Below are 22648 nucleotides of genomic sequence, written 5' to 3'. Positions count from 1 at the left end.
GGCACCCTCGCCCGCCCCACAAGGAAGCCCCGATGACCCAGGTCAGCAACACGCCTTACGAAGCCCTCGAAGTCGGCCAGAAAGCTGAGTACAAGAAGTCCGTGGAAGAACGCGACATCCAGCTGTTCGCCGCGATGTCCGGTGACCACAACCCGGTGCACCTGGACGCCGAGTTCGCCGCCAAGAGCATGTTCCGCGAACGCATCGCCCACGGCATGTTCAGCGGTGCGCTGATCAGCGCCGCAGTGGCCTGCACCCTGCCCGGCCCCGGCACCATCTACCTGGGTCAGCAGATGAGCTTCCAGAAGCCGGTCAAGATCGGCGACACCCTGACCGTGCGCCTGGAAGTCCTCGAGAAGCTGCCCAAGTTCAAGGTGCGCATCGCCACCAACGTGTACAACCAGAATGACGAACTGGTGGTCGCGGGTGAGGCCGAGATCCTGGCACCGCGCAAGCAGCAGACCGTCGAACTGGTGAGCCCGCCGAATTTCGTCGCAAGCTGATTTCAGTGCTGGCTTTTTCGCGGGTAAACCCGCTCCCACAGGTTCTGCGCCACTTTTGAAAGCAACGCTTAACCTGTGGGAGCGGGTTTACCCGCGGAGAGTCCTCCCAACCTGCTCAAGCGCCGCTCGATGTGCCGCCGCTCCGGCCCCTGCCGGGTCAGCGCAAGCGCCTGCTGCCAAGCCTCCCGCGCCTGCTCCTCATTACCCAGCTGCCAATGCAGCTCGCCCCGCGCGGCATGGGCCAGGTGATAATCGCCCAGCTCGCCACGCGCCAGAATCGCCTCCACCGCCTGCAAGCCCACCTGCGCACCGTCCCGACGGGCCAGCGCCGCCGCACGATTGAGCTCGACCACCGGTGACGGCCAATGCCGTTGCAGCACCTCGTACAAACCGACAATCTCCCCCCAGTTCGTGGCTTCGGCGCTGGGCGCTTCGGCATGCACGGCAGCAATCGCAGCCTGCAGGCTGTAGGGCCCGAACGCCCGGCTGCGCAGCGCCTGCTGCACCAACTGGCAACCTTCCTCGATCTGCGCCCGATCCCACAGGCTGCGGTCCTGCTCATCGAGCACCACCAGTTCGCCGTCGGCATCGCTGCGCGCTCTTTGCCGCGAGGCCTGCAGCAACATCAGCGCCAGCAGGCCGAGCACCTCGGCATCCGGCAGCAACTGCCCAACCAACCGGCCCAGGCGAATAGCCTCATCGGTCAACGCCTGGGTCACCACGTCTTCACCCGTCGAAGCCGAATAGCCTTCGTTGAACACCAGGTAAATCACCCGCAACACAGTTTCCAAACGCTCGGGCAACTCGTTCAGGGCGGGCACCTGGTAGGGGATCCCGGCATCACGGATCTTCGCCTTGGCGCGCACGATACGCTGGGCGATGGTCGTCGGGCTCTGCAGGAAGGCACGGGCGATCTGCTCGGTGGTGAGGTCGCACACCTCGCGCAGGGTCAGCGCCACCTGGGCATCGAAGGCCAGCGACGGGTGGCAGCAGGTGAAGATCAGACGCAGACGATCGTCGGCCAGCAGCTCCTCATCGCCGGGGTCGTGCGCCTCGCCTTCGAGCAGCATGATCAGGTCGGCCTGGGAACGGTCGAAACGGGCTCGTCGGCGCAAGGCGTCGATAGCCTTGAAACGCCCGGTCGAGACCAGCCAGGCCCGCGGATTGTCGGGGATGCCGTCGCGCTGCCAACGCTCGACGGCAATGAAGAAGGCATCGTGCATGGCCTCCTCGGCCAGGTCGAAATCCCCCAGCAAACGGATCAGGGTAGCCAGGATGCGCCGCGAGTCGCGGCGGTAGACCGCCTCGACCTCCTCGCGTACCTGCGCCGGCGCTTGCATCAGTCCGGCATCCGCTGGGTCACTACCTCCACCAGGCGGTCCAGGCTTTCTCCCCAGCCCTGATGAAAGCCCATTTCTTCATGGGCGAGGCAATCGGCGGCACTCCAGTGCCAGGCACGCGCGGTATAGCGGGTCTTGCCATGCTCTTCGTCAAAGGTGACCACGGCGGTCATGAAGGCCTTATCCGACGGCACCCACCCTGGGCGAAAGGCGTCAGTGAAGACCAACCGGTGCGGTGGGTGGATTTCCAGGAATACGCCCTGGTGCGGGTATTCGCTGCCGTCGGGTGCACGCATCAAGGTGCGGAACAGCCCGCCCGCCCACAATTGCATCTCGCATTCCGGGGTGGTCATGCCGTGCGGCCCCCACCACTGCATCAGCCATTGGGGTTCGGTCCAGGCCCGGAACACCTTGGCCGGCGGGGCATCGATCAGGCGGCTGATGGACAGCTCATGTGGGGCCTGTAGCGGTTGCGCCAGTGTCATGCTGGTTGTTCTCCGTCAGGGTTGCAGTTCGCGTACGGGCCGCACTTCAACACTGCCAACCCGTGCAGCCGGGATGCCCTTGGCGATGTTCAGCGCCTCGTTGAGGTCGCGGGCATCGACCAGGTAGAAGCCCGCCAGCTGCTCCTTCGTTTCGGCGAATGGGCCGTCGGTGAGGCTCATGTGCCCACCGCGCACGCGCACCGTGGTCGCGGTCTGCACCGGCTTGAGCGCCTCGGCGGCGAGCATGCGCCCGGAGCCCTGGATGGACTCGGCGTAGGCCATGCATTCGGCGTCTTCGGGGCTGTCGGGCAGGCTGTGCAACAGCCCTTCATCACAGTAGACCAGGCACAGGTATTTCATGATCGTCTCCAGCGTGGGGTGGCGATGGGCGGTCGACGGGTTTCAGGGCTTGAGGTCGAACAGGGCTTTTTGCGTTTCCATGTCGAAAGGTGCCGACCAGTGCTCATGGATGACCTGCCATTGGCCTGCCTGGCGCCGGTACGCCACCGTGACCCGCATGAAGCCGCACTGGCTTTCATCGTCAGAAGGCCCGCAGCGGTTTAGCCAATGGGCCAGGCCCAGGTCGCCGTCGGCATGCACGGTCAGTTGCGCCACTTCGAATACCATGGGGCCGGTGCAAAAACCCATGCACATTTCCCAGTGTGCGCGGTAGGCGGCCTTGCCCTTGAACTGCAGGGCCTGGATCGCATCGAAGGCGAGGATGTCGTCGGCATAGGGCGCGACGATCTTGTCGACATCGCGATCTCGCACGGCCTGGATCCAGTGCTCGATCAGTTGGCGGATTTCATGTTCGGCTGCGCTGTTCATCGATGTGTCCTCCGGACGTTGGGGCGACGGCGTTGATGTTGCGTTCACCTTTGGTCGAACGGGAATCGGGCAAATCGACAGCGCCTGGAAGAATTTCCCGTCGCCTCACCGGCGCTTGAGCGGAATCCAGATTTCCATCACGGCCTGTGGGTCGGCAGGATCGAACCCGGCCGGGTAGCGCTCGAACACTGCGGCATTGGCCGAGCGCTCGCCGGAAGCAGGCAGCCACTGCTGGAAAATGCCGTCGAAGGTCGCCTTGAGTGCCTGCAGGCTGCCGTGGTGTTCGAACACCGCATAGTGCTGGGGCGAGAGCGTCAGGTGAGTGAAGCCGGCGGGCAACCCGGCAGTCGCAGCAACCTCGACGCCGGCCAGATAATCGAAGCCACCCTGCTCGTCGGGGTTGTAGCACACACCATAACTGTCATGGCCATGGGCGCCGGGCACATGCCCGATATGCGGCCCGAAGCGCTGCCACAGGCGCGGCAGCCCACTGAGATCGACCATGGTAAAGCGCTCGGCGAAGCCGGCGAGGGTCAGCGCCCGGCCATCTTCGTAGCGAACGGGGATCGGGTTCTTCATCATCGGTCTCGTTGAATTGACGTGGAGGCCATTGCACCGGGCCATGCTGGTTCGATAGCGTAGTCCAGATCCGCCACAGGGAAGCGCCCCCATGCCGTTGACCAGCCAACCCCTGCTCGCCTGCGCACAGCTGGAGTTGTCGTGGGTGCACGCGCAGGGCAGTGCCAGTTTTGCTCGCCATACCCACGACGAATACGTGCTGGGTGCCAATTTGCGAGGCGCCGAACAGATATGGCTGGACGGTCGCGAGCTGGCCGTACCCGCCCGCCGCGTAACCTTGTACAACCCATTGGCCGTGCAGGCTTCGACCTTCGGCCCCGACGGCGTGGAATACATCAGCCTGCACCTGGCCACCGACACCCTGCGCCAGGTGATCGGTGACAACAATCTGCGCTCGACCGACCAGCCCCCGGCGTTCGAGCAGGGCATCCTCGAACACCCCGGCCTGTTTGCAGCCCTGCTCGACCTGGCTCGGGCCGACGCCGGCGAGCGCGAGCAGGCCTTGCTGTTGCTGGTGGCGCAATTGCTCGAACAACCCACGGCCACGCCGGGCGAACAGTCGGTCGCTGTCAGCCGCAGCCTGGCTGCGATGAACGCGAGCCTCGACAGCCGCCTGGAGCTTGAGCAACTGGCGCAGCTGGCCGGGCTCAGCAAATACCACTACGCGCGCTGCTTCAAGAAAGCCACTGGCCTTGGGCCGCTGCAGTACCACATGCAGCTGCGCCTGATCGAAGCGCGGCGCCGCCTGCGCGCAGGCCAGCACCCGCAGGACGTGGCGCTCGACCTGGGCTTTTATGACCAGAGCCACTTCATCGGTGCCTTCCGTCGCGTGCACGGGGTAACCCCGCAGCACTACGCGACCCACTACAAGGGTGGCGCGGCCAAGATGAATTCGCGGTAACCGGAGAGGACCACGTACAACTCTTGAGGCATTTCGGTCCGAGTGAGCTGGCAACGCAGCACCAGCCTTTTGCAGTCAATCAAAAATCGTGGTACCCCATCACTGTACCCGCGACCAATGCACGCAATCACTATCCCCGAAATAGACCAACACGTGTCTTGTAGCATCAAGTAGCCAAAATCTAAACGCCGTAGTTTCGTTTATCAAAAGCTGTAACCCCTCCTTACCCTCAAACTTCCAGGCATGCCACTTTTCATCCAGCACCAACAAGTACACAAACTCTTCAGGGCGCTTGGATATGCCTCTCCAGAAATTTTCGTCATAATACCTACAAGCCCCCTGCATATAACACGAATCAAGATTTCCGCAACCACCATAAAAATTCAAATCTAAATAATCTAGCAAGCCTCGCAACTCCACCTCTTCAAACCGCTCAGCCTTAATCGAATTAGCCTTAATCTCTTTTTCAATTTCAATCTTTAAATACTCCACATCACCGCCCCTTCTCAGTGGATATTTTACCCCTACTCACATGGACTCTCTGCACAAGTATACGACCTCGCACACCACCCACGCGCGCCCGTTTACCGGCGGCGTCTTCATACTGAAAATGATCCCCCCTTCACCCAACCTATATCTTTCAAATACTACATTCTTATAACATCACACCTCTATATATTTCGCATCATCACACATAGAGCAAACAACATACTCCTCCACATACTCAAACGACATACAAAACCCATCAGCATCCAAAAAATCTGGAATGCTGCGCGGGTCGCTATCACACCCTAGAAAGACCCCCGACATTTCTGCACCAATGCCTTCAAGATTTAACAGCCGCCCAAGCAAAACACCAATAAAACTTTCACACCCCAGCCTTTTACACAAATTTAAATCAAGCATGCAGGCACTCATACTTAGCACACTCAACCCTCCACCGCCTCACGACCTGACAAAAATTGACAACATCTTCAACTAGAACACCAGAGCAAACACCGCACAACCTTCTAAAGCTCATGCCTTACATCATCAAAATTTTCATAGAGCTTCACCAACCTATTACAGGCAGCCATTATCGCTACCCTTTCAGGCCCAACACCTTCAGATCGGACGTTTTTTTCACACCAATCACGGATATAAAAAGCCCCAACAGACATGGAACAAACGACATACTCATCCATATAACCAAATGACATCTCAACCCCTTTGCCACTCAAATGCGCTGGGATATTTTCCGGATCCTCATCACACCCCAGATAAACCCCAGACATACCTACACTTATCCCCTTGAAATTCAAGAGAGACTCAAGCAGATCCTCAATACAACCATTCACACCAAAGCCAGAACAAAGAAAAACACCCAAAAGGCAATCTTTTGGAATTTCATTCTTAACAAGGACCGTCATACCACCGTAAAGCCTCACCAACTTATCACAAGAGTTACTCACCCTCTCCTTTTCCGCGACCACATTAGCACCACACCACTCCTCTATGAATTTAGCACCTTCAACCATAGAGCAAACAACATACCTATCCATATACTCAAACGACATATCAAAACCCTCAATATCCAGATAATCGGGAATACTGAGGGGATCGCTATCACACCCAAGATAGACACCTGCCACTTCCAACCCAACACACTTTAAGTCCAGAAGCCCATCGAGCAAAACACCTATAAAACTCCGACACTCCAAGCTACTCGTTACTTCAAAAACATCCATACAAGCTTTCATTACCTTCTCATCGTTAGCGCCAATCATATTACCCCCTTCAAATACCCATTGACCCCACCCGCCAATCCAATCGGATCCGGCGTCAGATACCACGCGGTGTAATGCAGCCCGGCTTCTTCATCGTAGTACTGCCCCTGAAACCGCAGGGGTTGTCGATGTGGTCCACGTCCGGGCGCAGGACATGGCCGTAGGCGCGGTAGCGCGCCAAGCAGCGAACGCGCCCGCTGCTCGATGTCAGAACCTGCAGTCGAGGTGCTAGTGCAGGGTTTCGGCGGGACCATCGCCGTCGCGCAAAAACATTGCTATGTAGCGGAAGCCACCATCCCGTCTACGGAACTGCTCGACAGACCTGAGAGTCCCCCTGCGAGCAGGGACTTACCCTTCTCCAGATTGCCCCTGCAAGCCCCAGATTTAACTTAACTATTTCAATAATAGATCCCTTATGTATGCACTGCGAACCCCACCTCCAATCCAAAAATCCCTCACAGCATTTATAACCTCTGAATCCGCACGAAGCGCAGAGTAGGCTTTCTCATGCAGAAAATGATTAGCCCCCTCATCCAACATATATCCATACAAGCTCTCCACCAAAATACATCCGACAGCAGCCCTAACCATCCAAGACTCCTTACATTCTTCAAGAATATGAATCGCCGGAGAAATCAACGAAACATCCGCCAATATAATCTCCCAATCCTCCCCCATTTCCTCAATAGGAAGACCTAGCAACTCAGAAACCCGCACACATACATCTAGCGGCGCACCATAGTAGGTCATCAAGGCATCTCCCCTGGAAAAGCCGTTATCATTCGCCCTAACCCATTCCTAACTATTGTCACTTTAAACACTGGTGAGAATGTCCCATCTGGATTAACTAACCTAGCGGGCACATGACTTGGAAGATCCACAACAACTTTCCCAACCCCCGGTACAGAACTAACAAATTCCGCCGCAGCAAAGTCATCCAGCCATTGTCCATTCGCTCTATTCATTTTCTCAGCTCTACTCTTAAGAAATCGTGTATTCTCCTTCCCATGACGAGTAAATGCATGTCCGTATTTACTTCCATCATACGGATCAATAGGGGCGCGAACATCATCCGTACGGTGTGCTTTTTCGAGAATTGTGCACGACTCTTCTCCAGGGCAATTACTTAACCCCAGCGGATCCACCCACCGCGTCGGATTCACACCATACAAATACCCATTGACCCCACCCGCCAATCCAATCGGATCCGGCGTTAGATACCGCCCTGTCTGTGGGTTGTAATAACGGTGCCGGTTGTAATGCAGCCCGGTTTCTTCATCGTAGTACTGCCCCTGGAAGCGCAGGGGGTTGTCGACCTGGTCCACGTCCAGCCGCAGCACGTGGCCGTAGGCGCGGTAGCGCGCCGACCAGCGGATGCGGCCGTTGGCGGCGGTCAGCTCCTGGGGAGTGCCGAGGTGGTCGAGGTGGTAGTGCAGGGCTTCGACGGGGGTGTCGCCGTCGCGTAGCAGCATCACCATCGGGCGGAAGCTGCCGGGTTCGTACACGTAACTGCGCCAGCGGCCCTGGGAGTGCTCGGCCAGCAGGCGCTCGCCCTGCCAGATGAAGGCGGTTTCGGTGCCGTCGACGTCCTTGGACACGCGCCGGCCAAAGGCATCGTAACGGTAGCGGGCCTGGCGGCCGTCGGGCAGCTGGACGCTGGCCAGGCGGTGCTGGCTGTCGTACTGGTAATGGGTGACCAACTGCTGGCCGTGGCCGCGGCGTTCACTGGCCTGGTTGCCGAAGCGGTCGTAGCTGTAGTGGCAGTCGCCGTGCATCAGCAGGCGGTTGGCCTGCACCTGCACGTCGCGGGGGTCGCCGCGCAGGCCGCTCTGGGCCAGGAGGTTGCCGGCGGGGTCATGGACGAAATACTCGGCCAGTTCGCCGCGCACGCTGGTCAAGCGGTCGAGCGGGTCGTAGTGGTAGCTGCGGGTGCCGCGGCGGGTGTCCTCCAAACGCGCCAGGTTACCGCTGTCGTCGTAGTGGTAGCGGCGCATGAACACCGGGCCTTCCTTGCGATCGACACGCTGGCTTACCAGGCGGCCCTGGCCGTCATGCTGGAACTGGCTGAGCAGCTCGCCCTGCTCGCGGGCCAGTTCCTGGCCGAGGCCGTGGCGGTGGGCGGTGAGGCGCTGGCCGTCGAGGTCGATGGTTTGCAGGTGGCCACCGGGCTGGTAGCGGTAGTCGAGGCGGCTGCCATCGGGCAGGCGGCAATGGCTGACCTGGCCCATCACGTCGTAGCCGTAGTGCAGGGTCGCCCAGCCCTGGTGCTCGGTAACCAGGCGGTCGCAGAGGTCGTACTCGTAGGCCAGCGGCCAGTGGCCGTCGTCCACCCGCACCAACCGGCCCAGGGCGTCGTACTGGTGGCTGACCTGCTGACCATCGGGCAGGGTCTTGACCAGTAGCCGGCCTTGCTTGTCGCGGGTGTAGCGGGTCAACCAGGGCTCGCCGTCGTCGCCCAGCTCGGTCTTTTCCAGTAGCTGGCCGTTAAGGTCGTAGTCGTAGCGGATGACGCGCCCGTCGAAACCGGTTTCTTCGGCGAGCAGGCCGTTGGCGTGGTAGGCCAGGCGGTAGCACTCGTCGCGCTCGTTGATGATTTGCGACAGTTGCAGCTGGCCGTTGTCGTAGCGGTAGTGCAGGCAGCTGCCATCGGGGTTGATGCGCCGCGACGGCAGGTGCAGGCCGCCTTCGTACTCGAAGCGGGTCACCCGGCCCAGCTCGTCGCTTTGCGCGGTCACCCGGCCATAGGCGTTGTACTGATAGCGGCGCACACCGCCGCCAGGCAGCGACACTTCGCTCAGGCGCCCGGCCAGGTCCCAGGTGTACTGGGTGGCCGAGGCATTTTCGCGAAGGCGCATCACCAGGCGGCCGAGGGCATCGTAGCGGTAGCGCCGCGAACCGCCGCCGGGCAGGGCTTCGCTGACCAGTTGCCCAGAGGCGTTCCAGCCCAGCTCGTGCAGGCCGCCATCGGCCTGGCGGATGGCGACCAGGCGGCCCTGTTCGTCGTAGCGGTAGCCGGTGACCTGCCCACAGGGGTCGGTCTGGCTCAGCACATCGCCCTGGGCGTTGCGCTGGTACAACCAGCGCGCCTGGCCGCGGCGCACCTCGCACACATGGCCGTCGCGGTAGTGGTAGTGGGTAGCCTCGCCGTCCTCGGGGCGCACCGACAGCAGCTGCCCGGCGTCGTCGTAGCTATAGAGGGTTTCGGCACCCAGCGGGTTGCGCTCGCCGATCAGCCGACCCTTGGCGTCGTAGGTCTTATGGTGCTCGGCGCCGTCGGCATCCACCTGGCGCACCAGCCGGGCCTTGTCGTCGTGCTGATAGAACTGCTGACTGCCATCGGCGTTGTGCACCGTCACGCCGCCCTGGCCGTCCCACTGGTAGCGGGCCTCCAGGCCCGGCACGCTGGACCAGTGGCGCACGCAGCGGGCGTGCCGGCCCTCGCCTTCCCACTCCCAGTAAAACGCCGCGCCCCCCGCCAGCTGGCGTTCGAGGATGACATTGGCGGCGTCGTAGCGGTAGCGTTCGCGCTCGTCCAGGCCATTGCCGGCCTCGGTCAATTGCCCGGCGTCGTTGTAGTGGTAGGTGGCCAGGGTCGCCACCCGCACCCAAGGCGCCTGCTCACGCCCCTTGCTGTCGTACATCGACTGCCAGAACTGCTGCTCCACCGTCACCAGGCGGCCTTGCTGGTAGCTCAGCAGCAGGCGGTTGCCGGCGCCGTTGTCGATGTGCTGCAAGCGGCCGCTGTGATCGTACGCCAGGCTTACGCGGTTACCGTAGGCGTCGCTCAGGGCCATCAGCCGGCCATCGATGAAGTGCAGGTAGCGCGGGCGGGCGCCGGCCTCGGCGATCACCAGCTCGCCGTCGGTCTGGCCCAGGTAGATGGCCGCGCTGCACAGGCTGTTGCCGATCACCGGGCGCTGGCTGTCCGGCATCGGGAAGTGGGTGCGGCGGTTTTCGTGGTCGCACCACAGCACGCCCTGGCCGTCAGCCTGCAAGCGGTGGCACAGACTGTGGCTCCAGCCGGGGCCCAGGCCGTGGTCGATTTCAGCCGCGCTGGTGCGATACAGGCGCACCCACTCTACCGGCAGCACGCCGAACAGCTCGGCATCCTTGAGGGTGAGCAGCTCCTCGCCGGTGACCATCGACACCGGGCAGCGGTGGGTGGCTGTCTCGTCGGCGCGCTGGGCGGGCTTGTCGCTGGGGGTGCGCGGCTGGCTGGGGGCGTCGGGCAGGTCTTGCTCCTGCTCCACCCGGAGCGTGCTGTGGCGCTTGCCGCGCACCACCGACACGGCGTCGTCCACGGCCAGGTCGAGGCCCTGCGCGGCGCTCTTGATTGCCAGCGGCACCTTGGCCGCGCTGTTGACCTCGACACTGCCGCCGGTCAAGAGCGGCTGGGCGCGTTTGGTGTGGGTCGCCAGGGCATGCTGGCGGCTGAGATCGATCAGCCGTTGCAGGCCGTCCAGCAAGCCGCCGGCCCCCCGGGCGGTATTGCTGGCGTACTTGAGGCCCTTGGCGGTGAGGCGGAACGCCAGCCCCAGGCCGCCGGACAGCACGATCCCCAACAGCACATCCAGCAACAGCCCGGCATTGAGCATGGCGTAAGCCTGGGCCTGCCACTCGGGCGGGCTCAGGGCCAGCCACTGCAGGATCGCGGTGGCGTAGTAGAACATCAGCAGCTCGTCGTCGAGCATCAGAAAGGCGGTGTGCAGCAGGCTGCCGGCCTGGGCCTTGAGCTTGTCGAAGTCAGCCTCGCTGATGAACTGCAACAGCTGGTCGCGCGCGCCGTCGAGGTTGAACAGCAGCTTGACCAGGGCCTTGAGGTCGTCGAACAGGTTCATCAGCACGCTGCCGACACCCTTGGCCATTGCCTTGTGGATATCGTTCACCCGCTGCATCGACCCCACCGGCGGCATGCTGTCCCAATGCGGGGCGATGCGCTCGGCCCACTCGCCGTCCAACCAGCCCTTGAGCTGGTCGAGCAGGCTGTCGTACGAGGCGTACAGGGCCTGGACCTCGGCCGGGCTGACCTTGGGATGGAAGTGCAGACGGTAGCGGCGGTTGGCGTGGCAACCGCTGATGGTTGCCTGGCCGTTGGCATCGAGCACCCCTTCGAAGCGTTGCGGTACCTGGCCCGCCGCCACCTGCTCGACCAGTTGGTAGGGGGTGCCGCCGATGGGCACGAAGGCCAGGCTTTCGAAACGGTGCACGATGTTCAGCACGCCATTGGCCGGGCAGTTCGCGTAGCCGGTGATGCGCCGTTCGCCAAGGCCCTTGGCCTGGCGCATCACCTCGTTGCCGGCACTGTCGGTGAAGCGCAGCTCTTGCTCCAGGTCCAGCGCCCAGCCCAGCAAGAAGCTGTCCTGCAGCGCTTCGAAGGTGGCGAGGCTGTGCTGGCGGAAAGCGGCGATGCGTGCCGGGCCATCGGGCTTGTGGGCATCGAGATTGTCGAGGAGGAACTTGGCGTAGATGATCAGGCTCATGGCGTGATGTCCTTGTTCACGTGCGCCAGCAGCCGTTCCAGGGCTGGCGGGTCGAGCGGAGCACCCAGGGCCAGGCGCGCGACCTTGCAGCGCAGGTTGGCCTCGGGGAGGGCGAAGTAAAGGTCGGCATGGGCCTCGCGCAGCCATTGCATGAGGTTGTCCAGCACCGGGCCGGGGTCGTGCCGGTGCAGGTGCTCGAATAGCGCGGCGCTGGCCTGCCACCAGGGGAAAGGTTCGATGTTCAGGCGCTGTGCCTGGCGCAACGGGCGGGCCTGGCCGTTGCTCCAGACGCGGCTGAACACCGGCAGCAGCGGCGCCTCGCCTGGCGCGTGGTGATCGAGCAGGGCCAGCAACTGATGGCCGTCCCACAGACGCAGGAACACCGCGGTGCCGTCGGGCAGCTTCACCTGGGTCAGGCTGCGCAGGTAGTCGAACACCAGGGTCGGTGGGTGCGAGGACACCGCCAGCCAGCCCCAGTCAAGGCAGCGCTGGTTGCCGCACCAGATGAGGAAGTCCCCTTGCGGCGCGGCCTCCACCAGGTAAGGCATGGCCTCCAGCCAGCCGGCATAGGGGGTACCTTTCCACAGTGGCTGGGGCACGTGAGAGCCATCGCGCTGCCGGTAGGCGGCCAGCGTGTCGGCCTTTGCAAGGCTGCCGAACACCAGGTAAAGCCGCTCACCATCAGCCAGAGGGCTGGCTGCCAGCCAATCTTGGGGGGCAAGGGTTTCACAGCTCACAGGCACCCTCCTTGCACCGCTCGCATTCCTCGCAGAACGCGGCATTGCGCCGGAAGGTGTCGAGCTGCGCCTGGGTCAGCGGCAGGCCCGCCACCGAGCGTTCGGCCTCGGCCGTGATACCCGGCAGCAGCGGCGCGGCCGGGGTGCCGGCGGCGACCTGGCCACTGGAGTCGACATACAGCGAGCCACCCACGGTTACCCCGCCAGCCGCGATCCGCACGAAACCACCGCCCGCCCGTAGCACCACCTCGCTGCCGGCATCCAGCACCAGGCGCTTGCCGGCCGACAGGTGGATTTCCTGCCCGGCCTCCACCAGCAGGGCCTGGCCCAGGGTGATGTGCCGGCTGTTGGCGACGGTCAGGTGGTCGTCGCCGCGCAGCTCGGTCTTGCGGTCGCCGTGCACGGTGCGGTGCTGCTGAGCGTGGTATTCGCTGTGCACGTCGGCCAACACCGTGTCGTGGCGCTCATGGCCGACATGGCTGCGCTGGTCGTGGCCGATGCGCTGCTCCCAGTCTCGCTGGGCGTGGATGTAGATCTGCTCCTGGCCGGCGCGGTCCTCGATGCGCAGCTCGTTGTGGCCTTGGGCCGCGGGCGAGCTGTGGGTTTTGAACACGCTGCGGGTCTTGTGGGCGGGCAACTCATAGGGCGGCTGGTGCTCGGCGTGGTACAGGCAGCCGGTGACCAGCGGCCGGTCGGGATTGCCGTCGAGGAAGCTCACCAGCACTTCCATGCCCACCCGCGGGATGACCAGCCCGCCGTACTGGTTACCGGCCCACTGGCTGGCGACGCGCAGCCAGCAGCTGGTCTTTTCATCGAGCCGGCCATCGCGATCCCAGTGGAACTGCACCTTGATCCGGCCAAGGCGGTCGCAGTGGATCTCCTCCCCTTGCGGGCCGGTCACCCGGGCGGTCTGGGCGCCGTGCACGCGAGGCCGTGGGCTGGGGGCTGGAGGCCGGTAGGGGGTGCCCCAGGGCAAGGCCTTGAAGGTGTTGCGGTAGCCTTGCCAGGCCTCGCCGGCGGTGCTGGCGGCGGCCTCCTCCAGCACTTGGGGCTGGTGGCCCTCGTGGGTCACCTCGGCCAACAGCCAGAGCGCGTTCCAAGCGGCGCGCGGGTGTGCTTCGAGGGTGAAGAAATAACCGCAGCGCAAGGCCGGTTGGTCACTGTTGCCTTCGGCTTGCAGGTAGTCGGCGCGGTGGCCTTCCAGGGCCCGCTGGCTCAGTTGGCGGCCACGCTCGCGGTCGGTGAAATCCCCCGGGTAGCCGTAGTCCTCCAGGTCCGGCTGGGGCACAGGCAGTTCGGGTTGATGCTGGGCTTCGAGCAGCAGCTTGGGCTTGAGCGGGTCATAGTCGCGCCGGCTGACCCGCCCGGTACGCGCCGCCACCCGCGCGCCGAACTGGCTGACCACCGGCTGCTGCGCGACCTGGCCGCTGTCCGGCGCGAAGGGGGTGGGCCGCGCCAGGCGCGGGAAGGCGCTCTGCTCGTCGCCGAACACCAGCAGGTGGGCGTCGGCGCTGTGCTCGAAGTGGTAGTGCAGCCCCTCCTCCTCGCACAGGCGCTGCACGAAGGCGAGGTCGGTCTCGTCGTACTGGGTGCAGTACTCGCGTTTTGGGTATGGGATGGGGCCGAGGCGGAACACGTAGGCGTCGGCGAGGATGCCGTGGGCCTTGAGCACCGTGGCGATGATCTGCGGCACATTTTGCTGCTGGAAGATCCGCAGGTTGCGGCAGTGCACCAGGCTGGCCAGGCGCGGTACCAGCTCCAGGTGATAGTGGGTCAGCCGCCGCCCGCTGTCGGCTTGGGCGACGCTGGCGACCTGGCCGTGGAAGCACTGCTCGTCATTGCCGACCCGCAGCGTGGCCAGTTTGTGCAGCAGGCTTTCGAGGTCGAGCGACGGGTCTTCACTGACCAGTTCGAGGTGGAATGAATAGGGGCAACTCAGTGCCTCTGCCCCTTTGAAGCGCAAAACCTGCAAGTCCGTTTGAACACCATGAACTTGCAAACTGAAAAGGGGTTGATCGCCAGGACCGGACATTCGCATTCCTTATGACAGGTACGTCCAAGGCGCCCCACTTGCATTCCGTGCAAGTAAAGGGTCGCGCCAGAGCGGTAAATAAGCACCCGAATCATAAGGCAATGAAAATGCGCAAGTTTCTGCGCACCTGCACACAAACCATTGATTTAAAAGAAGAATTACGAAATTACTTCAAATCGTTACTTATAAAAATAATGCAGGATTTTAACCTCTCTGCATTTATCAATTCAGATGCCTCCTATATGCGAATAGGAAGGATCTGAATAATTAAGAAAACGTTTAAACAAACTTATAAACAGCACCCGGCACAACCAGGCCGTTTCAGACGGGAACAGCCAGAATGAACTCGCGATACCCGGACAAGATCACGTACACCGCGAAGTAGCAGAAGATTGCCGCCGACAGCAGGTACGACCAGGTCAGCAGCCGATCGCCGAGCAAGCGCCCGCCATGGCTGGCGATGCCGCACAGCGACAGGCACCAGAACAACCCGGCAGCGAAGAAGCCGGCGAGGAACATCCCGGCTTCGAACAGGCTGCCGCCCCCCGAGCGGGAGATCAGCACCCCGCCTACGGCGGCGAACCAGAGGATCGCGCTGGGCGAGGACATGGCCAGGAAGATCCCGCGCAGGAACTCGCGCCAGCCCGACTCCACCACCACCTGCCCACGCCCCTCCAGGTGCCCGCCGCGCCAGGCCGCCAACAGCATCTTCACGGCAAACCACACCAACAGTACCGAACCGCCCAGCCACAAAGTCCAGCGAACCGCTTCGAACTGCAGCAGCACGGTCATCCCGGCCAGCGCCGCCAGGGCGTAGATCAGGTCACCAACGCAGGTGCCCAGGCCCAGCCAGAAGCCCTGGAGAAAGCCGCGCTGCATGGCCAGGGTGATCATGGCGATATTGGCCACGCCGATGTCCAGGCACAGGGACAGGCTGAGGAGGAAACCGTTGGAAAAAGGCATGGCGCACTCGGTGCAGTGAGAAAGTTGGCCTATTGAACACTGGCCGGGGCGCGCGGGTATTGGAAAAAATTGCGCCTGCTCAGGCCATCGCCGCCTGCTCGAAGACCTCATCGGCCCATTGGTTGAGGCTCTTGCCGGCAGCATGGGCGGCAATACTGGCGGCCGCATGGACTTCCGGGCGGATGCGCAGCATGACTTTGCCAGAGGCTGGTTTTTCAGGGGTGATGCCCTGCTCGGCGCAATCGGCCAGGTAATCGTCCAGCGACTCGCGAAACGCTTCGTGCAGCTCGGGTACGGAGCTTGCGTGGAAACTGATGATATCGCGCAGGCCAAGTACACGGCCGACGAAGATATCGTCACGGTCGTCGTAATCGATGCGGGCGGCATAGCCCTTGTAACGCATGCAGCTCATGGTCGGACTCCTGCCCGCAGCAGAATCTCACGGGCTTCTTCAATCTGATACCGCCTGGCCTCCTTGCCAGGAAGTGGGCGGTGGCATCGCCAGCACTGCTCACAATGCTATCAAATTAAGATAGCACTCCAGCCCAGAGCATTCATTCAGGATTTTTCATCACCCGCCAACACCCGCGCATAGCGCTCACGGTCCACATTCGCCCCGCTCAGCACCACCGCCACCCGCTTGCCGGCCTGGCGCTCGCGCTCCTGCATGAGCGCAGCCAGCGCGGCAGCTCCTGCCCCTTCGGCGGTGTTGTGGGTCGCTTCATGATACAGGCGCATGGCGCTGGCGATCTCGTCATCGCTCACCCGCACGATGCGTGCTGCATGCTCGCGCACCAGCGCAAAGGCCTCTGGATGGGGGACCCGGCAGGCCATGCCGTCGGCAAAGGTGTTGGCGCTGGCGGTGGTGACGATGCGGCCTTGCTCGAAGCTTTGCGCGTAGGCATCCGCCGCGCTGGATACCACACCGACGATCTCGGTGCGCAGCCCCAGCAAGTTGCGCGCCTGGATCAGCCCGCAAATGCCCGAGCCCATGCCGATCGGCACATACACGCAATCCAGGTCGGAGACCGCCTCGAACAGCTCCAGGGCGTAAGTGGCGACGCCCTTAACCAGTTCCGCATGGAACGACGGCACCATGGCATAACCACGCACTTCGGCCAGGCGCGCCGCCTCTTCACGCGCCACGTCGAAATCGACGCCATGCTCCACCAGTTCGGCGCCGAGGGCGCGCATGGCGGCGTTCTTCTCCCGCGAGTTGCCTTCAGGCACCACGATCACCAGGGGCAGGCCAGCCTGACGTGCCGCCAAGGCCATGCTCTGGCCATGGTTGCCACGGGTGGCGGTGACCAGACCACGCGGCAACACCGCCTGCGCCTGCAGCGAACGCACATAGACCAGCCCGCCGCGCACCTTGAACGCGCCGGTGGGCGCATGGTTCTCATGCTTGACCCACAACTGGCAGCCAAGCCGCTCCGCCAGCAGCGGCCAGGCGTGCTGCGGGGTCGGCGGAACGTGCTGATGGACGTAAGTGGCCGCTTCACGCAGCGCGGGCAGGTCGAACATGACGATCATCCTTCATCGGTACGAGGTTGAACCGATCCTAAGCGCCGGGCATTGTATGGGTCCAAAGTTATATTGCATGGGTGGCAATATCGTGTGGACTCCAACCCTGGCCGATGACGGCCAGCCGCGTTACCTGGCACTGGTGGCAGCCATTGCCGAGGCCATCGAACGCGGAGAACTCAAGGTGGGTGAGCGCCTGCCGCCCCAGCGACGGCTGGCCTGGACCCTCGGCCTCAACCCCAGCACCACGCAGCAGGCCTACCGCGAAGCGGCGGCGCGGCACCTGGTGTCCGGCGAGGTGGGGCGTGGCACCTATGTGCTGGCGGGCAGCAAGGAGGCGACGCTGTTCCGTCTCAAGCAGCCGGACCACCAGCAGGCGGTCATCGACCTGTCGACCAACGTGCCGGTAGCCGACCCGCACAACCTGGACCTGCGACACAGCTTGCTGACCCTGCTCGGCCAGGGTGAAACCGCCCTGCTCGAACACTACCTGGGCCCCGAACAACTGCTGCTCGGCCGAGTGCAGGGTGCCCGCTGGCTGGCCAACCGCGGCCTGGCCCTGGCGCCGGATGAACTGCTGCTGTGCGGCGGTGCCCAGCAAGGCCTGACCACGATATTGCAGTCGCTGTGCCAGGCCGGTGAACCGGTCATGGTCGAGGCGCTGACCGCCCCGGGCATCAAGGCCGCCTGTCGCCAACTGCGCCTGCCGGTGCACGGTGTAGCGCTGGATGAGCAGGGCCTGTGCCCAGAGCAACTGGACCGGGTTGCCCGCGCCAGCGGTGCTCGCCTGCTGGTAACCACCCCGACCCTGCACAACCCGACCGCTGCCTGCCCGAGCGACGCCAGGCGCCAGGCCTTGGCCGAGGTGGTCAGGCGCCACCAACTGCTGGTGATCGAAGATGACGTGTATGGGGCGCTCTCGGACAACCCACCGCTCTATCCGTTGCTGGAAGGCCGCGGCATCCTGATCAGCAGCCTGTCCAAGACGGTCGCCGCCGGGCTACGCCTGGGCTGGATCGCCGCCCGCCCGGGCTTGCTCGAACAGATCGACCCCCATGCCCAGGCCACCCACTGGCCGGTTTCGCCGCTGAATTTGCACATTGCCTGCCAGTGGATTGCCGACGGCACCGCCGCACGTCGACTAGCCTGGCAACGGCAGGAAATCAGCGAGCGCTGGCGCCTGGCGCGGGCGATATTGGGCGATCACCTGGTGGCCGGAGCAGTGCCTTCACCGCATGCCTGGGTCGCCACGCCCGGCGATGCCGAAACGCTGGTGGTGCGCTGCCGCGCGCAGGGCGTCGAGGTGGTCCCGGCGAGTGTGTTCGCGATTGGTACTCAGACGCTGCAGGCGGTGCGGATCAGCCTGTCGGCGGCACTTGGCCGCGCCCAGTTGAAACAGGGGCTGGAGGTGGTTGCCCGGGTGATGGCGGAACAGGGGTAAGAGACGCTGGGTTGAATTGCCTGTACGGGCCTCATCGCCGGCAAGCCGGCTCCCACAGGTATGTGCCATGCCTGAACCTTGCGCCGCCCACTGTGGGAGCTGGCTTGCCAGCGATGCGCCACGACAGTGGCGCCCGCTTCACTGATTCAATCTTGCCCCCAAGTCTTTAAGACTTTCCCCATTCCCTGTAGTCCATTTCCCAAACATACTCCAAACCCCTTTCAAGCCATTGCGGTGGTATGGGTCGGGTTCTAGTCTCGGCCAGTCGTTGCAAATTCAACGACCGGCTTTGACAGGCCGACCGAAGTTACCAACGCATCAATTGGCTTTTATGGCGGTTGTGCGTGGGGCACTTTCAAGTGCGCCGGGTTCCTAGCTTCCTCGGTCTGTCAACCCACGTACCGCCGCCACCCACTTGTTTGACAGCAAATCGTGGTGGCTTCATTTCATGAAGCTGGGAGTTCACCATGTTGAAGATCGTCCCCGATCCACCCCACAACCATCACTCTCTTGAAGACACCCTGATCCAGGCCACGGAGTACGCCCTGTGCGCGCAGGCTGTGGCGCAACAGGCCATTTCGGTCCAGCAGTCCAAGTCGCCCACGTCAATTCTGATCATGGCGTTGATGCATGAGATCGAGGCGCTGCGGGTGCTGCTTGAGTCAGCGTTGATTCAGGTGCAGATGCCGCAGATGGAGCGCCGGGCGTTCCACTAGGCCGTAGGTCTTATGTCGCCTGGTCTGGCGCTATCGCGGAGCAAGCCCGCTCCCACGCAGGCATAACGCTGCGGGCTGGAGGGCGTGGGAGCGGGCTTGCCCCGCGATAGGGCCCGCCCAGGCACCGATCATTTCAGGGAGAGTGAGCCATGAACACAGACGACACCACGCCCCGTACCACTGCGGGCAAAACCAAGTTCTACCAAGGCGAAGGCAAGACCGACCCGCTGTTCTGCATCGAGCCCGGCATCCCTTGCCAGCATGCGCGGGACCAGGCTTCGGAGCTGATGGGCTGCGTGCGTGACCTGACCATCGCCGGGATCATGGAGGAAAAGCCGCAACTGCTCTGGGCGTCGTATTACCTGAGCGCGCTGGCCAAGGCGCTGATGGATGATGCCGAATTGGGGATGAAGCACTGAACTTCCACATCTGCCTCAGCTACGACCTCGTGTCGCGAAAGTGCTGCTCTGCGGCCCTTTCGCGGCACAAGGCCGCTCCTAGAGTGGGCGTACAAGTTCAGGGTACAGCGGCCTGTCGGTGATGAAAGGGTCAGACTCAACCCTGCTGACAGCCCTCGCCCATGGCACGATACTGCAGCGTGTGCACCTGCCCTTGATGATCCTCATAGGTCATGGTGGCGGGTACCACTTCACAGACGTTGGGAATGGTCGACAGGTTGATCACGCGCTTGATGTCGAGGTTGGTGGAGTAGTCGTACTGCTCGACCACAGGTTGGCTGGCGGCGGGCTTGGCCTCGTCTGCCAGGGCGAACGAGGACATACCGACCAATGCAAGAATCAGTAGAGCTTTCATGGGCAACGACCTTGATGGCTATCAAGCTGATCGAGTGACTTCTGATGCCGTCAATGGCGCGGAGAAGTTGTCATCGGCGATGCCAATGACACGAAGTACCGATCCCGCTTTGTCGTACTGCTGGGGGGATGGGGAAAATTCTACTCCCCGCCTGGAATAGTTGAACCCCGAAGTAGGACAATCACCCTTGCCGGTTTTGCAACAATCTGCGACAAAGCCAGGCCCTGATTGTTACCCGCCTGATCATGTCCACACTGACCTTCACTCTCCTCCCCCACCTGCAACGCCGCCTGCTGGACCATTTCTACCGCCAGCACGGCTCACGCATGCGCGCCGCCGGCGAGGGCGAGCAGTGGGTGGCGCGCGCGGGCGAGATGATCGCGGGGATGAACCTGATAACCGTGGCGGACGGCCGCTGGCTGACCGGGCTGTTCGTCGTGCCGGACTGGCGTGGCCAGCGGGTGGCAGCACGGCTGATCGAAGCAGGCCTGCAAGGCACTGCTGGCCCGACCTGGCTGTTCTGTGAGCCGCAACTGGCACCCTTCTATGAGCGTCTGGGCTTCAGCGTTACCGAGCAGTTGCCCGAAGCCCTGGCCTCGCGCCTGGCCCGCTACCGGCGCAGCAAGCCGTTGCTGGCGCTGGTGCGCAATCAGTCCTCGGCCACATCAAGCCCGGGGAACAGCACCTCGGTGTAGCCGAACTTGCTGAAATCCTGGATGCGCGAGGGGTAGAGCCGGCCGATCAGGTGGTCACATTCATGCTGCACCACCCGGGCATGGAAGCCGTCGGCGAAGCGGTTGATCGGGTTGCCCTGCGGGTCGATGCCCGAATAGCTGATGTGCTTGTAACGTGGCACCACACCCCGCAGGCCCGGCACCGACAGGCAGCCTTCCCAACCGTCCTCGACCTCCGTGGCCATCGGCGTGATCACCGGGTTCAACAGAATGGTCGTGGGCACCGCCTCGGCTTCCGGGTAGCGCTCGCTGCGCTCGAAACCGAAGATCACCAGCTGCAGGTCGATACCGATCTGCGGCGCCGCAAGCCCCACACCGCCAACGTGGCGCATGGTCTCGAACATGTCGTCGATCAACTGTTGCAGCTCGGCGCTGCCGATCATCTGTGCGGGCACGGGCGGGGCGATGCGCAGCAGGCGTTCGTCGCCCATCTTGAGGATGTCACGGATCATCGGGTGTTCGACTCGTGGGGGTGAGGTTCGGGTGTCACCGGGTGCTCATGGCCAAGTACGGTGATGGTTTCCTGCGGATTGTCATGGGCAAAGTCCTTCTCGCCAGGGTTCTTGCCCTCGCTCGACATATGCTCGATCACCGCGTTCATCTCCGCCCCCAGCAGCAGCACGGCGGCAGAAATGTAGAAATACAGCAAGAGCACGATGATCGCACCAATACTGCCGTACATGGCGTTGTAATCGGCGAATGTCTTCACGTAATAGGCAAAGCCCAAAGACGCGATGATCCACACCACCACCGCCAGCACCGAGCCAGGGGTGATGAAGCGAAATTTCTGCTTCACGTCGGGCATCACGAAATAGATCAGCGCCACCGCGACCATCATCAGGATGATGATCGCCGGCCAGCGCAGCACGGTCCAGACGATGACCACCGCCTCCTGCAGGCCCACCTGGGCGGCGATCCACTCCATGACCTGTGGCCCGAGCACCATCAGCGCAGCGGCGGCCAGCAGCATGCCGGCGATGCCGATGGTGTAGATCACCGACAACGGAATCCGCTTCCACAAAGGCCGCCCTTCGGGCACGTCATACGCGGCGTTCATCGCGCTCATCATCAGGCGCACGCCCGCCGACGCGGTCCACAGGGCAATCACGATACCCACCGAGAGCAGGCCACCTTTGGATTGCTGCAACTGGTCGATCACCGGGTTGACCTGCTCCAGCGCCTGCGGTGGCAGCACCAGCTCCGACTGCAGGCGCAGCCAGGAGAAGAAATCCGGCAAATGCAGGAAACCGATCAGGGCGATCAGGAACAGCAGGAAGGGGAACAGCGAGAACAGCATCTGATAGGCCAGCGCGGAGGCATAGGTGGACATCTCGTCGTCAAGGAACTCCTTGACGGTGCGCACCAGCACGCGGTGCAGGGGCAGGCCGCGCAGGTCGGGGAAAATCATAGCGTCTCCTTTCGCCGCTTGATCATCTGAGGGTCTAGTTCACTACAGGGAAAGGCCTGTCAATGCAGACAAGTCTAATAGACCCTGCCGCCGCCGTGGTTGCTCAGTGTGCAGGTTAAGAAAAACGCCTCACCCGCCCCCACGTCGTGGGAGCGGCGGTGCGCCGATGCGACTTGCACCGAGATCAACTCTCCAGTTTCAAGGCTTCTTCAGCGCATCCTTGGCCTTGCCCACCGCCTGCTGCGCCTCGCCCTTGAGCTCCTGGGCCTTGCCTTCGGCGCGCAGCCGATCGTTGTCGGTCACCTTGCCGACGCCTTGCTTGATGTTGCCCACGGCCTCGTTGGCCAGACCTTTGGCTTTGTCTTTGGTGCCACTCATGGGATGTCTCCTTGCGCGAA

At 62.8% G+C, this 22648-nt stretch carries 25 protein-coding genes and 1 pseudogene; 6 read left to right on the top strand and 20 right to left on the bottom strand.

What is annotated here, in order from left to right; all coding sequences use genetic code 11:
• Positions 1 to 32: 32 nt before the first annotated feature.
• Positions 33 to 503: a MaoC family dehydratase gene (locus tag F6X61_RS06350; protein WP_110995916.1), complete on the top strand. Its 471-nt coding sequence runs from the start codon at positions 33 to 35 to the stop codon at positions 501 to 503.
• Between the two features lie 68 nt (positions 504 to 571).
• On the opposite strand, the gene F6X61_RS06345 is transcribed toward F6X61_RS06350, so the two are convergent.
• The 5 genes from F6X61_RS06345 to F6X61_RS06325 all read right to left on the bottom strand — a co-directional run bounded on the left by F6X61_RS06345 (position 572) and on the right by F6X61_RS06325 (position 3735).
• A complete protein-coding gene (locus tag F6X61_RS06345; RefSeq protein WP_153785873.1) occupies positions 572 to 1843 on the bottom strand; it encodes an RNA polymerase sigma factor in 1272 nt (423 codons plus the stop codon).
• Positions 1843 to 2328, bottom strand: a complete 486-nt coding sequence (locus tag F6X61_RS06340; protein WP_153785872.1) for an SRPBCC family protein — start codon at positions 2326 to 2328, stop codon at positions 1843 to 1845. The genes F6X61_RS06345 and F6X61_RS06340 overlap by 1 nt, the downstream gene beginning before the upstream one ends.
• 15 nt (positions 2329 to 2343) lie before the next feature.
• Positions 2344 to 2688: a YciI family protein gene (locus F6X61_RS06335; RefSeq protein ID WP_110995919.1), complete on the bottom strand. Its 345-nt coding sequence runs from the start codon at positions 2686 to 2688 to the stop codon at positions 2344 to 2346.
• 42 nt (positions 2689 to 2730) lie between these two features.
• On the bottom strand, positions 2731 to 3156 hold the full coding sequence (locus F6X61_RS06330) for a nuclear transport factor 2 family protein (RefSeq protein ID WP_153785871.1): 426 nt from the start codon (positions 3154 to 3156) through the stop codon (positions 2731 to 2733).
• Positions 3157 to 3261: 105 nt separating this feature from the next.
• Complete coding sequence (locus F6X61_RS06325) at positions 3262 to 3735, bottom strand: GyrI-like domain-containing protein (protein ID WP_306108998.1); 474 nt, start codon at positions 3733 to 3735, stop codon at positions 3262 to 3264.
• A gap of 91 nt (positions 3736 to 3826) precedes the next feature.
• Here F6X61_RS06325 and F6X61_RS06320 point away from each other — a divergent pair, with 91 nt between their 5' ends.
• Entirely contained in the window at positions 3827 to 4636 is an 810-nt protein-coding gene (locus F6X61_RS06320; protein WP_153785869.1) for an AraC family transcriptional regulator, read from the top strand.
• A gap of 99 nt (positions 4637 to 4735) precedes the next feature.
• On the opposite strand, the gene F6X61_RS06315 is transcribed toward F6X61_RS06320, so the two are convergent.
• The 11 genes and pseudogenes from F6X61_RS06315 to F6X61_RS06270 form a co-directional block, all read right to left on the bottom strand.
• Complete coding sequence (locus tag F6X61_RS06315) at positions 4736 to 5128, bottom strand: hypothetical protein (protein WP_153785868.1); 393 nt, start codon at positions 5126 to 5128, stop codon at positions 4736 to 4738.
• A 171-nt stretch (positions 5129 to 5299) separates the two neighbouring features.
• On the bottom strand, positions 5300 to 5542 hold the full coding sequence (locus F6X61_RS06310) for a hypothetical protein (protein ID WP_178125784.1): 243 nt from the start codon (positions 5540 to 5542) through the stop codon (positions 5300 to 5302).
• Between the two features lie 104 nt (positions 5543 to 5646).
• Positions 5647 to 6402, bottom strand: a complete 756-nt coding sequence (locus F6X61_RS06305; protein WP_153785867.1) for a hypothetical protein — start codon at positions 6400 to 6402, stop codon at positions 5647 to 5649.
• Positions 6403 to 6416: 14 nt separating this feature from the next.
• Positions 6417 to 6619 (bottom strand): annotated as a pseudogene (locus tag F6X61_RS27525) (RHS repeat-associated core domain-containing protein); the annotation flags it as partial.
• A gap of 176 nt (positions 6620 to 6795) precedes the next feature.
• Positions 6796 to 7152, bottom strand: a complete 357-nt coding sequence (locus F6X61_RS06300; protein ID WP_153785866.1) for a hypothetical protein — start codon at positions 7150 to 7152, stop codon at positions 6796 to 6798.
• Complete coding sequence (locus F6X61_RS06295) at positions 7152 to 11882, bottom strand: RHS repeat-associated core domain-containing protein (protein ID WP_256671313.1); 4731 nt, start codon at positions 11880 to 11882, stop codon at positions 7152 to 7154. The genes F6X61_RS06300 and F6X61_RS06295 overlap by 1 nt, the downstream gene beginning before the upstream one ends.
• On the bottom strand, positions 11879 to 12619 hold the full coding sequence (locus tag F6X61_RS06290) for a DUF4123 domain-containing protein (protein WP_178125783.1): 741 nt from the start codon (positions 12617 to 12619) through the stop codon (positions 11879 to 11881). Before F6X61_RS06290 ends, F6X61_RS06295 begins: the two co-directional genes overlap by 4 nt.
• Complete coding sequence (tssI, locus tag F6X61_RS06285) at positions 12609 to 14651, bottom strand: type VI secretion system tip protein TssI/VgrG (protein WP_153785864.1); 2043 nt, start codon at positions 14649 to 14651, stop codon at positions 12609 to 12611. Before tssI ends, F6X61_RS06290 begins: the two co-directional genes overlap by 11 nt.
• Positions 14652 to 14972: 321 nt before the next feature.
• Entirely contained in the window at positions 14973 to 15614 is a 642-nt protein-coding gene (locus F6X61_RS06280) for a LysE family translocator (protein WP_153785863.1), read from the bottom strand.
• A 79-nt stretch (positions 15615 to 15693) separates the two neighbouring features.
• Positions 15694 to 16026: a type II toxin-antitoxin system HicB family antitoxin gene (locus F6X61_RS06275; protein WP_153785862.1), complete on the bottom strand. Its 333-nt coding sequence runs from the start codon at positions 16024 to 16026 to the stop codon at positions 15694 to 15696.
• A gap of 146 nt (positions 16027 to 16172) precedes the next feature.
• Positions 16173 to 17138, bottom strand: coding sequence for a threonine dehydratase (locus tag F6X61_RS06270; protein ID WP_153785861.1), 966 nt, complete (start codon positions 17136 to 17138; stop codon positions 16173 to 16175).
• Positions 17139 to 17214: 76 nt separating this feature from the next.
• On the opposite strand from F6X61_RS06270, the gene F6X61_RS06265 reads away from it, so the two are divergent.
• From F6X61_RS06265 to F6X61_RS06255, 3 genes are all read left to right on the top strand, one after another.
• Complete coding sequence (locus F6X61_RS06265; RefSeq protein ID WP_256671312.1) at positions 17215 to 18579, top strand: PLP-dependent aminotransferase family protein; 1365 nt, start codon at positions 17215 to 17217, stop codon at positions 18577 to 18579.
• A gap of 467 nt (positions 18580 to 19046) precedes the next feature.
• On the top strand, positions 19047 to 19295 hold the full coding sequence (locus F6X61_RS06260; protein ID WP_153785860.1) for a hypothetical protein: 249 nt from the start codon (positions 19047 to 19049) through the stop codon (positions 19293 to 19295).
• A gap of 149 nt (positions 19296 to 19444) precedes the next feature.
• Positions 19445 to 19714, top strand: coding sequence for a DUF3077 domain-containing protein (locus F6X61_RS06255; protein WP_153785859.1), 270 nt, complete (start codon positions 19445 to 19447; stop codon positions 19712 to 19714).
• A 136-nt stretch (positions 19715 to 19850) separates the two neighbouring features.
• On the opposite strand, the gene F6X61_RS06250 is transcribed toward F6X61_RS06255, so the two are convergent.
• Complete coding sequence (locus F6X61_RS06250; RefSeq protein ID WP_125465102.1) at positions 19851 to 20108, bottom strand: DUF2790 domain-containing protein; 258 nt, start codon at positions 20106 to 20108, stop codon at positions 19851 to 19853.
• A gap of 245 nt (positions 20109 to 20353) precedes the next feature.
• Here F6X61_RS06250 and F6X61_RS06245 point away from each other — a divergent pair, with 245 nt between their 5' ends.
• A complete protein-coding gene (locus F6X61_RS06245; RefSeq protein ID WP_178125782.1) occupies positions 20354 to 20803 on the top strand; it encodes a GNAT family N-acetyltransferase in 450 nt (149 codons plus the stop codon).
• On the opposite strand, the gene def is transcribed toward F6X61_RS06245, so the two are convergent.
• The 3 genes from def to F6X61_RS06230 form a co-directional block, all read right to left on the bottom strand.
• Positions 20758 to 21294: a peptide deformylase gene (gene def, locus F6X61_RS06240; RefSeq protein ID WP_153785858.1), complete on the bottom strand. Its 537-nt coding sequence runs from the start codon at positions 21292 to 21294 to the stop codon at positions 20758 to 20760. The genes F6X61_RS06245 and def overlap by 46 nt on opposite strands.
• Positions 21291 to 22250 carry a YihY/virulence factor BrkB family protein gene (locus F6X61_RS06235; RefSeq protein WP_153785857.1) on the bottom strand — a complete coding sequence of 320 codons (960 nt, stop codon included), beginning with the start codon at positions 22248 to 22250 and terminating at the stop codon, positions 21291 to 21293. Before F6X61_RS06235 ends, def begins: the two co-directional genes overlap by 4 nt.
• 198 nt (positions 22251 to 22448) lie before the next feature.
• Complete coding sequence (locus F6X61_RS06230) at positions 22449 to 22628, bottom strand: CsbD family protein (RefSeq protein WP_125465105.1); 180 nt, start codon at positions 22626 to 22628, stop codon at positions 22449 to 22451.
• Positions 22629 to 22648: the final 20 nt, after the last annotated feature.

The sequence above is a fragment of the Pseudomonas sp. EMN2 genome, from assembly GCF_009650555.1.
Classification (GTDB): Bacteria; Pseudomonadota; Gammaproteobacteria; order Pseudomonadales; family Pseudomonadaceae; genus Aquipseudomonas; species Aquipseudomonas sichuanensis.
Note: the sequence above shows the minus strand (reverse complement) of the source record. Positions and strands in the feature narration are given on the sequence as shown.